Origin of the sequence: Sutcliffiella sp. NPDC057660, assembly GCF_042800035.1 — a bacterium.
Classification (GTDB): Bacteria; Bacillota; Bacilli; order Bacillales; family Bacillaceae_I; genus Sutcliffiella_A.
The window spans coordinates 89,500-100,926 of record NZ_JBHVHV010000001.1 but is presented as its reverse complement, the minus strand read 5'-3'; the positions used below and the strand labels follow the sequence as shown (position 1 = coordinate 100,926).

Sequence of the window (11,427 nt, the reverse complement as noted above, 5' to 3'; positions counted from 1 at the left end):
GGAAAAAGAGGAATGGTGGTTTCAAAAGCAGTGGATGAGACCACGATAGGCGGGTAAAAGAGGAATGGTGGTCTCAAAAGGCGTGGATGAGACCACGATAGGCGGGAAAAAGAGGAATGGTGGTCTCAAAAGGCGTGGATGAGACCACGATAGGCGGGGAAAAGAGGAATGGTGGTTTCAAAAGGCATGGATGAGACCACGATAGGCGAGAAAAAGAGGAATGGTGGTTTCAAAAGCCGTGGATGAGACCACGATAGGCGGGAAAAAGAGGAATGGTGGTCTCAAAAGCAACGAATGAGACCACGATAACAGCAAAGGAAGAGAATGGTGGTTTCAAAAACATCTATTGATTCAAGTTCACGTTCCAACGAGTCTCTTATTCCCACAACAAAACCCGCGTATCAAAGCAATACCTCAAAAAAGGCTCGCCACAACGCGGGCTTCACAACACCACCAACTAAATTATACTCTCTTAACCGAAATAGCCTTCCGCACCTTCTGCAGCGCTTCTTTCCCTTGCTCTTTCTTCGCCATCAACACATTCACATAAATGGCATCAATCATCGCGAGCTGGGCAATCCTTGATGCCAGTGCCTCGGAACGGTAGTCGGTTTCTTCGGACACCGTATAGAGCGGGATATCCACTTTTTGGCTCAAAGGAGATTTTGCAAAGTTGGTGATTCCGATTGTTTGGACGCCGTTATCTTGAACTACCTCCAACACATGAATCATGTCCTTTGACGCACCTGTGTGGGAGATGATGATTGCCACGTCTTCTGAGGTCAGCTGGCTTGCAGACATGAGCTGCATGTGTGTGTCGGCTTGGACGCTGACAGTAATCCCGGTCCGGATGAATTTGTGGTAGGCGTCCAATGCGATGACATTGGAGCCGCCGCTTCCGAACAGTTCCACTTTCCGGGCGGAGAGGATGGCTTGTACAGCCTGCTTGAAGGACGGTTCATCGAGTACCTTCAGCGTATCTTCAAGCGTTTTTATATTGGAGCGGAAAACTTTTTCCGCCACGGTTTTTTCGTTATCGTGCTCCATGATGTTTTCATGAATATCCTGGATCGGTTCCACAATTTCAGTCGCTAGCGCGATTTTCATGGCCTGGTAACCCTTAAAGCCGATTCGCTGACAGAAACGGAACACCGTGGAGTCGGCAACACCGAGGTCATCCGCAACCTGATTGATGGTGCTATGGACGATCTTTTGAGGGTTATTGAGGATATAATCCGCTATGACTTGCTCCTTTCCCCTGAATTTAGGGTAATGGGAACGAATGCGCATCATGCAGTATTGCTTCTCTTGATTGTTCATGGTGCGACCTCCAGAATTAGTAGTCTTACTATCTATCTTAATATGATTCAAAGAAAAATAAAATATTTTTTTGATAACGCTTGCAAAACGGGGAATTTTTTTTCATAATAGGAACATAACGAAAAATATTTTTCCTTAAAATAAAAATAAGATAGAATATTTTTCAGCATACGCAAAACAATGCAACAACATGAAGGGAGTACTAGCAAATTATGAAACTTGCAATGATAGGCTTAGGCAAAATGGGGTATAACCTGACTCTTAACCTGATAGATAACAAGCACGAGGTGGTTGCTTTTGACGTCGAGCGTGAAAACGTTGCCAAAAGTGAACAGTATGGCGCAATACCTGCCTATTCCATTGAAGAGGCGATCGAAAAGCTGGAATCTCCAAAGGTAATCTGGATGATGGTGCCGGCCGGGGAAATCACGGAAAGTGTACTAAGCGAGATTAGTAGATTTGTAACGGAAGGCGACATCATCATCGATGGCGGAAACTCCAACTACAAGGATACGCTGAAACGCGCGGCTGCACTTGCTGAAAAAGGCATCCATTATCTAGATGTCGGCACAAGCGGCGGAATGGATGGCGCACGTAACGGAGCCTGCACGATGGTTGGCGGGAACGAAGCGGCATTTCGCCATGTGGAAGAGATTTTCAATGATATCTGCGTAGATAATGGATACCTGTATGCCGGAAAATCCGGAAGCGGCCACTTCTTGAAAATGGTACATAACGGAGTGGAATACGGCATGATGCAGTCCATTGCAGAAGGCTTTGACATTCTGGATAAAAGTGATTTCGATTTTGATTACGAAAAGGTTGCAAGGGTATGGAATAATGGCTCGGTTGTCCGCTCTTGGTTGATGGAGCTGACGGAGAACGCGTTCAGCAAGGATGCAAATCTTGAGGCGATCAAAGGTGTGATGCACTCATCCGGTGAAGGAAAATGGACAGTGGAGACTGCACTTGATTTACAGGCGGCAGCACCAGTGATCACCATGGCACTGATGATGCGTTACCGCTCGCTTGAGACCGATACGTTTTCCGGAAAAGTTGTAGCAGCACTACGAAATGAATTTGGCGGCCATGCCGTTGAAAAAAACTAATTTGAGGAGGACACTAACATGTCAGGTTCTATGTTGATATTGATCGCAGCAGCAGCGATATTTTTGCTCTTATTCTTGGTAATCCGTACAAAGCTGCATGCGTTCGTTGCACTTTTACTTGTGAGTTTACTGGTTGGTATCGCTGCAGGCATGCCACTTAATGAAGTTCTTGCTTCCGTTCAGAGCGGGATGGGAGGCACACTCGGGTTCGTAGCAGTCGTGGTCGGACTTGGTGCCATGTTCGGTAAAATGCTGGAGGTTTCCGGCGGAGCAGAACGTCTTGCACAGACATTGATGAAAAAGTTTGGTGAAGAAAAGTCCCAATGGGCGCTAGGTATTACAGGTTTCCTAGTAGCAATCCCGGTATTCTTCGATGTTGGGTTCATCATTTTGGTTCCGATTGTTTATGGATTGGCCAGAAAAACAGGGAAATCATTATTGCACTATGGTATACCATTGCTTGCAGGTTTAGCGGTAACACACAGCTTCATTCCGCCGACACCTGGACCGATCGCAGTTGCAGACTTGATCGGTGCAGATCTTGGTTGGGTCATCCTGTTCGGGGTAATCGCTGGTATTCCGGCTATGATCCTTGCGGGTCCTATATTCGGTAAGTATATCGGTAAAAAGATTCAAGTGGCAGTTCCGAAATATATGGAAATGGAAGAAAAAGAGTACGACAAAGATCTACCTGGCTTTGGACTGATCGCTAGTATCATTTTAGTTCCATTAGTATTGATTTTAGTGAATACGCTTTCTACAGTGATTTATGAAGAAGGTCACATTGTAAGGGAAATTACTACTTTTGTTGGTCATCCATTCGTGGCATTGACTATTGCGACACTTTTAACATTCTTCTTCCTAGGCACAAAACGTGGCTACAGCAAGCAGGAGATTCAAGACATTGCAACAAAAGCGTTGGAGCCTGCAGGTATCATCATTCTTGTAACAGGAGCCGGTGGAGTATTCAAGCAAGTTCTGATCGACTCAGGTGTTGGTGAAGTACTTGGTGATATGATGGCTGGGTCTGCGTTGCCGCCAATCGTATTAGCGTTCTTAATCGCAGCGGCTGTTCGTGTTGCCCAAGGTTCTGCAACAGTTTCGATGGTAACGGCAGCTGGTCTTATCACACCGCTTATCGGAATCCTTGGTCTGGAAGGACCGGTTCTAGGACTGATCGTTATCTCGATTGCATCCGGTGCGACCGTCCTGTCACACGTAAACGACTCAGGCTTCTGGCTCGTGAACAGATACTTCGGACTAGACGTAAAAGACACACTGAAATCCTGGACCGTCATGGAAACAATTATCGGTTTAGTCGGTTTTGTGGTAGTATTTGTTATTGGAATATTTATCGGGTAGGGACTGGTCCCTCGTCCTATTATGAACGGACAAAAGCGCTGATCAGGCGCTTTTGTCCGTTGGGCGGGGACAGGTTCCTTGTCCCACAGCCATCACATCATTCGTAGAACAGAAAGACCGGCAATAAGGAGGAAATCAACTTGGCTAAATACATGTTAGGTGTCGATATAGGAACGACAAGTACGAAGGCAGTGCTTTTTTCGAAGAGGGGGCAGGTGCGCAGCCAGTTTGCTGTGGAATATCCATTGTATACCCCAGAGCTTGGAGCAGCGGAGCAGGATCCGGATGAGATTTTGCAGGCGGTTTTGACTTCGATCAGGGAAGCGGTCCGTTTGGGGAACATCTCAGAAAACGAACTTTCCCATGTCAGCTTCAGTGCTGCGATGCATAGCGTGATTGCGATCGATGAAGCAGGCACTCCATTGACGAAAAGCATCACCTGGGCCGATCAGCGCAGTGAAAAATGGGCGAAGAAGCTGAAAGAGGAGTGGAACGGTCACGAGATTTATCTGCGTACCGGAACTCCGATACATCCGATGTCCCCTTTGGCGAAGCTCATTTGGCTCCGTAACGACCATCCAATGGTTTTCGAAAAAGCGGCAAAATTCATTTCCATTAAGGAATATGTCTTCCATAAATTATTCGGCGAGTATGTCGTGGATCACTCCATCGCTTCTGCCACAGGACTGTTCAATCTGAAAGATCTCACCTGGGATGAAGGAGCTTTAACAATTGCGGGAGTATCACCTGAGCAGCTTTCCCGAATCGTTCCAACGACAGAAGTGCTAAGAGGGATGAAGCCGGAAGTGGCTGTTGTGCTGGGAATCTCCGCCGAAGTTCCATTTGTAGTTGGAGCGAATGACGGGGTACTTTCCAACCTTGGCGTAAATGCGGTTCAGCCCGGCGTGGTCGCGTTGACAATCGGAACAAGTGGTGCAATCCGTACGGTAACCGACAGTCCTGTGACAGATCCAAAGGGAAGAACGTTCTGCTACGCCCTTACGGAAAAGCATTGGGTAATCGGCGGTCCAGTCAATAATGGCGGCATGATCATGCGATGGCTTCGCGATGAGCTGTGTGGGGAAGAGACGGAGGAAGCAGGACTTGCAGGAATGGATCCTTACGATGTGATCACCTCCCGGATTGCCAGCATCAAGCCTGGATCGGAAGGGGTCATCTTCCATCCTTACCTGACTGGCGAACGTGCCCCGATATGGAACGGAAATGCACGTGGATCCTTCTTCGGCCTTGGCATACACCATAAAAAAGAGCATATGATGCGTGCGGTACTGGAAGGAATCAACCTGAATCTCTATACCGTTCTGTTGGCACTCGAGGAGATCATCGGCATTCCGGATAAAATCCATGCAACAGGCGGGTTTGCCCGATCCGAAGTGTGGTGCCAGATGCTGTCCAACATCTTCAATCAGCAGGTCAGCATTCCGGAAAGCGTCGAGAGCTCGTGTCTTGGAGCGGCGGTACTCGGTTTGTATGCGTTAGGCGAGATCGACAGCTTTGACGTGATGGCGGAGATGGTCGGATCGACAAACAGCTACACGCCGGAAGCCGAAGCGGTGGAAACATACAAAGAACTGACCCCAATCTTTATCCGCTTGAGCAGACTGTTCCAGCAGGAATATGATGAGATTGTGAAGTTTCAACAACGATAAGGTATTGTGCCGGAGAGTCTTAGTGCTCTCCGGTATTTTTTATGAAATTTTTGGTAAATGTCCGATAGAACTGGAGAAAAGTTCGATAGAAGGCAGAAAAAGTTCGATAGAAAATCAAAAAAGTTCGATAGAGAGCCAAAAAAGTTCGATAGAATGATAAAAAAGTCCGATAGACCCTAATCCCAGTGAGAGCCTTCAAAAATAAAACAGATATCCACTTTTGATGGAAGAACTGTCGCCAATCAATTAGCAAAAAGGTTATGTTTAGCATAGTGTTGAACTAGCTGTTGATTGGAGCAATAGGCGAAGACTCCTGCGGGCTCCTGCACCGCCCCTTGGTGTTTAACGGAGCGAACAAAATAAAAGAACGACATTCTCTCTATCCATACCGTAGCGAGATTGTCGTTCTTTTTTATAGATCTTATTCAGTTTTTCTTTCTTCGTCTTCGTCATTTTTGTCGTCAGATTTGTGAGTGCATATGCTCCCCGGCCGTTTTCCGGATTTCTTTTTCCTTCGCGCGCAAGTTTTTCACGCAGCTTTTTCGCTTTGCTCTTTGCCATTTTGTTCACTCCTAACATATATTTACAAAGAGTATACAGGATAAACCTTGTATTGGAAATAGGTTTTCGTCCTTTTACTATGTTTTATTGAGCTATGTTTCTGCTATAATATCACTATTGTGTAATTTTTGAGAGGTAGGTACGGAAACTGTGAAAAATGAACTTTTAAATAAAGAGATAGACCGTAGAAGAACGTTTGCGATCATATCGCATCCGGATGCCGGGAAAACGACTTTAACGGAGAAGCTTCTATTATTCGGAAACGTCATCCGTTCAGCGGGTACGGTAAAAGGTAAGAAATCCGGCAAGTTTGCGACGTCGGATTGGATGGAAATCGAGAAGAAACGTGGAATTTCCGTTACGTCCAGTGTCATGAGCTTTGAGTATATGGACCGCCATATCAACATTCTCGATACTCCTGGACATGAAGATTTCAGTGAAGATACGTATCGTACCCTTACGGCAGTGGACAGCGCGGTGATGATCATCGACTGTACAAAAGGGGTGGAGCCTCAAACGATCAAGCTTTTCAAGGTTTGTCGTATGCGCGGGATTCCTATTTTCACGTTCATCAACAAGCTGGACCGAGAAGGAAAAGAGCCGCTTGCACTCTTGGAGGAGATTGAAGAGGTTCTCGGGATCGAGTCATATGCGATGAACTGGCCTGTAGGAATGGGGAAACGCTTCTTGGGCGTTTATGACCGCTACAATGAAGTGTTCATCCGTTACCAAGGGAAGGACGAGGAAGATCGCATTCCTTTTAAAGAGTTGGATGGGGTAGAAGAAATCTCTACACACCCAACGTTCGTTCAAGCAAAAGAGGACTTCGATCTTTTAGAGGAAGCCGGTAACGACTTTTCGATTGAAAAAGTGAAGAACGGATTGCAGACTCCTGTATTCTTTGGAAGTGCGATCTCCAACTTCGGCGTCGAAATGTTCTTCCGCACATTCCTGGATCTTGCGAGTGAGCCGCAGCCGCGTCAGACTTCCGAAGAAAAAATTGAACCGCAGGCGCCTGGATTCTCCGGTTTTATTTTCAAAATTCAAGCTAACATGAATCCGGCCCATCGCGACCGTCTGGCGTTCCTGCGAATCTGCTCCGGTGTGTTCGAACGCGGAATGACTGTATCTGTAGCCCGTACCGGTAAAACCATCAAGCTGTCGCAGTCGCAGCAGTTCCTGGCCTCTGACCGTGAAACCGTGGACCATGCGTACCCTGGTGATATCATCGGAATCTATGACCCTGGTGTGTACCAGATCGGGGACTCGTTGTTCGATGGCAACCAAAAGGTAGAATTCGACGAAATCCCTACGTTTGCTCCAGAGCTTTTTGTAAAAGTGGAAGCGAAAAACGTCATGAAAGGGAAGCAGTTCGGAAAAGGTATCACGCAGCTTGTGCAGGAAGGTGCAATCCAACTGTTCCGTCAATACGGTACTGAAGCGTACATCCTTGGAGCGGTTGGTCAGCTTCAGCTGGACGTATTCGAATACCGCATGAAGGGCGAGTATAATGTGGAGGTCGTCTATAACATGATCGGCTCCAAAATTCCTCGCTGGCTGGAAACTCAGGATGTGGATACAAACCTATTTGATTCCCGCAACATCCTCGTGAAGGATAGAAACGATCAGTATGTGGCACTGTTTGACAGTGACTTCTCCCTGCGCTGGTTCCAGGAAAAGAATCCGAAAATCGGCCTGATTGATATCATGGCGAATGAAAATGAATAGATAGTGTGAGGCCCATGCAGAAGAATGCATGGGCCTTTTATACTAAAAACGTCATAGCCACCTACAAATGTCGAAACTTGTCTAAATTCAATATGCTATTTTGCCGATAATAATAATAAACATTTCGAATATGGGGGCATTTAGGTGGGGAACGAGACAACTCTGGATGAATTGGCAGAATGGGAAGGGCTTTACCGGATCAGGAATTATGTGGTTGGAAGCATGACCATATTGAAGGTGGCAGGGAAGGAAGTTACAACTGGCAGTACCCCGATCTATCTGGATGAGCTAAATGGAGAGAAGTTCCGGTTTGTCAGCAAGGTTCTGTTGCCGGAGAACAAGGAAATTTTACTTGGGCTGCGCTTTACAATTTCTGAGAAGGTCCTGGATTTTAAGGCGACTATTAAAGGTGTCAGAATCAATGAAAAGAAAAAGCGGTATACGTATCTTGTCGGCCTTGTCATGCAGGATGACAAAGAGATCATGAACGTTCTTTCATTTGTAAATAAAATTCAGTTGGCAAACAAGCAAAAGAAATTAAGGAATGTCACACTTACAGCGATAGAGGTGGAATAGAGGATCAGTGGGCACTTGCAAAGATAATCGCTAGAAGATTTCCCAGAATCGCTACAAGTCTGAAAAAAATCGCTAGAACTCCTCGCTCCTCGATGCAAACCATGGGAATCTATAGCTTCCCCCACCTCCATCCTGTTATAATGTGAATTAGGAAAAAGTGTCTGACAGGAAAGAGGTTATGAGTTTGTTATTGGTGAAGGTTTTGTTGGCGGTATTTCTGCCTGCGCTGCTTGTGGTGCTGTTCACCCGGGTCACATATAGCCTGTATGTGGGGACAGGGCTGACGATAGCGCTTTTCATAGGTTCCATGATAAAGGGGTATACCGAAGAATGGTATATCATTTTAATAGATGTGATTTCGATTGGAATTGGATTCATCTATGCAAGACAAATGGTGAAGAAATTCCGGTGAATGCAAAAAGGAGGCAGGCTCTATTCAGAGTCCGTCTCCTTTTTTGCGTTTTCAACCGCAAGGCGATATGCCTCCACAGCAGAACGTTCCTCCTCTGTCGTTTTCTCTAATCTTGCCGGACGGACAACCCACAATGGGTCCTTGCCGTATGTTTCCCCATAGCCTGTCAGCACACCGGTGAAGGTCACGAGGTCCCCCACTTTGATGGGCTGCGATGGTGCATCCGAAACAGTAACAAGTATTGTTGGCAGTAGCGGTTCCTGTAGCTCAAATGTCCGCTCATCGTCCACACGTATCACCGTCGCCGTCCAGCGAACGGTCTTGTCCTTGTTCCTATCAATAAAATCGTGCACATACTCCCCATCAATTTCGCTGTACGTAAGTTCTTGCTCTGGATTCTGAAGTGCTTTTTCATCTATGTATGAAAATTCTAGCGGTTCGGTGGGTATACTGTTCGTGCTGCAGCCTATCATCCACATAAAACCGCATAAAATAATGATAAAAAGACTTTTTTTCATCCTAATCTCCCTCAAACAGGTTTCACATTTCCTCTACAGGATAACAATAATAGAATAAGAGCCTAATATCAACAAGGATGGCATCATGAATTAAAAATAAACGAATGTCAGTTCGTATTTTTGTTGTTTTGGGGTTGCTTTGTGGTAGAATATTGGTAGAAGTTCAGAACGGAAATGGAGGCTGTGTAGATGGATCAGTTTGAACTAGTGTCAGGATATAAGCCGGACGGGGACCAGCCCGAGGCCATCCGTCAGATTGTGGAAGGGCTGAATGCCGGCAAGAAGCATCAGACCTTGCTTGGGGCAACTGGAACAGGAAAAACCTTCACAGTGTCCAATGTCATAAAAGAAGTGAACAAGCCAACGTTGATCATTGCCCATAACAAAACGTTAGCAGGGCAGTTATATAGTGAGTTCAAGGAATTTTTCCCGAACAATGCAGTAGAGTATTTTGTCAGCTACTATGACTACTACCAGCCGGAGGCCTATGTGCCCTCCACAGATACCTTCATCGAAAAGGATGCGAGTATCAACGACGAAATCGATAAGCTCCGCCACTCGGCGACAGCGTCCCTTTTTGAACGGCAGGATGTTATCATTATCGCCAGTGTATCGTGCATCTACGGGTTAGGGTCACCGGAAGAATACCGCGACCTTGTTGTTTCATTAAGAACAGGCATGGAAAAGGAACGCAACGCCCTGCTTCGCGATCTTGTAGACATTCAATATGCCCGCAACGATATTGATTTTAAGCGTGGAACTTTCCGTGTAAGAGGCGATGTAGTGGAGATTTTCCCGGCCTCCCGCGATGAACATTGTATCCGCGTGGAGTTCTTTGGGGATGAAATCGACCGCATCCGTGAAGTGGATGCCCTCACAGGCGAAATACTTGGAGACCGTAATCATGTCTCCATTTTCCCGGCGTCCCACTTCGTAACCCGTGAAGAAAAAATGAAAAAAGCGATCGTGAATATACAGGCTGAACTGGAAGAGCGTCTGGTGGAGCTCCGGGAAAACAACAAGCTCCTGGAAGCGCAGCGGCTTGAGCAGCGCACCCGTTATGACCTGGAAATGATGGCCGAGATGGGCTTCTGCTCCGGCATCGAGAACTACTCCAGGCATTTGACATTAAGACCGGCCGGCTCGACTCCATACACCTTGATCGACTTCTTTCCGAAAGACTTTTTGCTTGTCGTGGATGAGTCTCATGTGACGATTCCGCAGATCAGGGGAATGTTCAATGGGGACCAGGCGAGAAAGCAGGTGCTTGTGGATCATGGCTTCCGTCTGCCGTCCGCAAAGGATAACCGTCCATTAAGATTTGAAGAGTTTGAAGAAAAAACAAGTCAAATCGTCTATGTTTCCGCTACACCGGGACCTTATGAAATAGAGCATACACCGGAAATGATCCAGCAGATCATCCGCCCGACAGGCCTATTGGATCCTACGATAGAGGTCCGTCCAATCAAAGGTCAGATTGATGACCTGATCGGCGAAATCCATAAACGGGTGGAAAAGGATGAAAGAGTACTTGTAACGACCCTTACGAAAAAGATGTCCGAGGATCTGACAGCTTACCTGAAGGAGCTCGGCATCAAGGTTGCCTATCTCCATTCTGAAATAAAAACCTTGGAGCGGATCGAAATCATCCGTGAGCTCCGCCTTGGAAAATATGATGTACTGGTGGGAATCAACCTATTAAGGGAAGGTCTCGATATTCCGGAGGTCTCCCTTGTCACCATTCTGGATGCAGACAAAGAGGGCTTCCTCCGTTCGGAGCGTTCCCTCATTCAGACAATCGGACGCGCTGCGCGTAACTCCAACGGTCAGGTTATCATGTACGCCGATAAAGTAACAAAATCCATGGAGATCGCGTTAAGTGAAACGAAGCGCCGCCGTGAAATACAGGAAGCGTACAACCTCGAGCATGGCATTACCCCGACCACGATCCAGAAGAAGGTTCGCGATGTTATCAAAGCCACTTTTGCGGCCGAGAATCAAGGGGAATATGATACAAAGGCAATACTACGACCAAAAAACAAAAAAGAGCGAGCAAAGCTCATAGAAGGTATGGAGCAGGAGATGAAGGACGCCGCAAAAGCACTCGATTTCGAACGGGCTGCCGAGCTTCGTGATCTCATCTTAGAGCTAAAAGCGGAAGGATGACGGAA

General features: G+C 46.7%; 10 protein-coding genes. 7 read left to right on the top strand and 3 right to left on the bottom strand.

Annotated features, from left to right (window positions below):
• Positions 1-462 precede the first annotated feature (462 nt).
• Positions 463-1,320, bottom strand: a complete 858-nt coding sequence (locus ACFVAD_RS00500) for a MurR/RpiR family transcriptional regulator (protein WP_386634751.1) — start codon at positions 1,318-1,320, stop codon at positions 463-465.
• A 212-nt stretch (positions 1,321-1,532) separates the two neighbouring features.
• Here ACFVAD_RS00500 and gnd point away from each other — a divergent pair, with 212 nt between their 5' ends.
• The 3 genes from gnd (at position 1,533) to gntK (ending at position 5,461) form a co-directional block, all read left to right on the top strand.
• A complete protein-coding gene (gnd, locus tag ACFVAD_RS00495; RefSeq protein ID WP_386634749.1) occupies positions 1,533-2,429 on the top strand; it encodes a phosphogluconate dehydrogenase (NAD(+)-dependent, decarboxylating) in 897 nt (298 codons plus the stop codon).
• A gap of 18 nt (positions 2,430-2,447) precedes the next feature.
• Entirely contained in the window at positions 2,448-3,791 is a 1,344-nt protein-coding gene (locus tag ACFVAD_RS00490) for a GntT/GntP/DsdX family permease (protein ID WP_386634746.1), read from the top strand.
• A 152-nt stretch (positions 3,792-3,943) separates the two neighbouring features.
• Entirely contained in the window at positions 3,944-5,461 is a 1,518-nt protein-coding gene (gene gntK / locus ACFVAD_RS00485; protein ID WP_386635348.1) for a gluconokinase, read from the top strand.
• Between the two features lie 342 nt (positions 5,462-5,803).
• Here the strand turns inward: gntK and ACFVAD_RS00480 are convergent, their stop codons facing one another.
• Entirely contained in the window at positions 5,804-6,022 is a 219-nt protein-coding gene (locus ACFVAD_RS00480; protein ID WP_386634743.1) for a hypothetical protein, read from the bottom strand.
• Between the two features lie 150 nt (positions 6,023-6,172).
• Here ACFVAD_RS00480 and ACFVAD_RS00475 point away from each other — a divergent pair, with 150 nt between their 5' ends.
• The 3 genes from ACFVAD_RS00475 to ACFVAD_RS00465 all read left to right on the top strand — a co-directional run bounded on the left by ACFVAD_RS00475 (position 6,173) and on the right by ACFVAD_RS00465 (position 8,738).
• Positions 6,173-7,750, top strand: a complete 1,578-nt coding sequence (locus ACFVAD_RS00475) for a peptide chain release factor 3 (RefSeq protein WP_386634740.1) — start codon at positions 6,173-6,175, stop codon at positions 7,748-7,750.
• Positions 7,751-7,894: 144 nt separating this feature from the next.
• The gene (locus tag ACFVAD_RS00470) at positions 7,895-8,326 is read left to right on the top strand and encodes a hypothetical protein (protein WP_386634737.1); all 432 of its coding nucleotides are present in this window, start codon (positions 7,895-7,897) and stop codon (positions 8,324-8,326) included.
• A 178-nt stretch (positions 8,327-8,504) separates the two neighbouring features.
• The gene (locus tag ACFVAD_RS00465) at positions 8,505-8,738 is read left to right on the top strand and encodes a DUF2198 family protein (protein ID WP_386634735.1); all 234 of its coding nucleotides are present in this window, start codon (positions 8,505-8,507) and stop codon (positions 8,736-8,738) included.
• 20 nt (positions 8,739-8,758) lie between these two features.
• Here ACFVAD_RS00465 and ACFVAD_RS00460 read toward each other — a convergent pair whose 3' ends face one another.
• Complete coding sequence (locus tag ACFVAD_RS00460) at positions 8,759-9,256, bottom strand: hypothetical protein (protein WP_386634732.1); 498 nt, start codon at positions 9,254-9,256, stop codon at positions 8,759-8,761.
• Between the two features lie 189 nt (positions 9,257-9,445).
• On the opposite strand from ACFVAD_RS00460, the gene uvrB reads away from it, so the two are divergent.
• Positions 9,446-11,422, top strand: a complete 1,977-nt coding sequence (gene uvrB / locus ACFVAD_RS00455) for an excinuclease ABC subunit UvrB (protein WP_386634730.1) — start codon at positions 9,446-9,448, stop codon at positions 11,420-11,422.
• The last annotated feature ends 5 nt before the right edge of the window (positions 11,423-11,427 follow it).

What these genes read in the sequence shown, in the direction of transcription:
- ACFVAD_RS00500 (WP_386634751.1), bottom strand. Translation starts at nt 1,320, where the DNA reads ATGAACAATCAAGAGAAGCAATACTGCATGATGCGCATTCGTTCCCAT.
- gnd (WP_386634749.1), top strand. Translation starts at nt 1,533, where the DNA reads ATGAAACTTGCAATGATAGGCTTAGGCAAAATGGGGTATAACCTGACT.
- ACFVAD_RS00490 (WP_386634746.1), top strand. Translation starts at nt 2,448, where the DNA reads ATGTCAGGTTCTATGTTGATATTGATCGCAGCAGCAGCGATATTTTTG.
- gntK (WP_386635348.1), top strand. Translation starts at nt 3,944, where the DNA reads ATGTTAGGTGTCGATATAGGAACGACAAGTACGAAGGCAGTGCTTTTT.
- ACFVAD_RS00480 (WP_386634743.1), bottom strand. Translation starts at nt 6,022, where the DNA reads ATGGCAAAGAGCAAAGCGAAAAAGCTGCGTGAAAAACTTGCGCGCGAA.
- ACFVAD_RS00465 (WP_386634735.1), top strand. Translation starts at nt 8,505, where the DNA reads ATGAGTTTGTTATTGGTGAAGGTTTTGTTGGCGGTATTTCTGCCTGCG.
- ACFVAD_RS00460 (WP_386634732.1), bottom strand. Translation starts at nt 9,256, where the DNA reads ATGAAAAAAAGTCTTTTTATCATTATTTTATGCGGTTTTATGTGGATG.
- uvrB (WP_386634730.1), top strand. Translation starts at nt 9,446, where the DNA reads ATGGATCAGTTTGAACTAGTGTCAGGATATAAGCCGGACGGGGACCAG.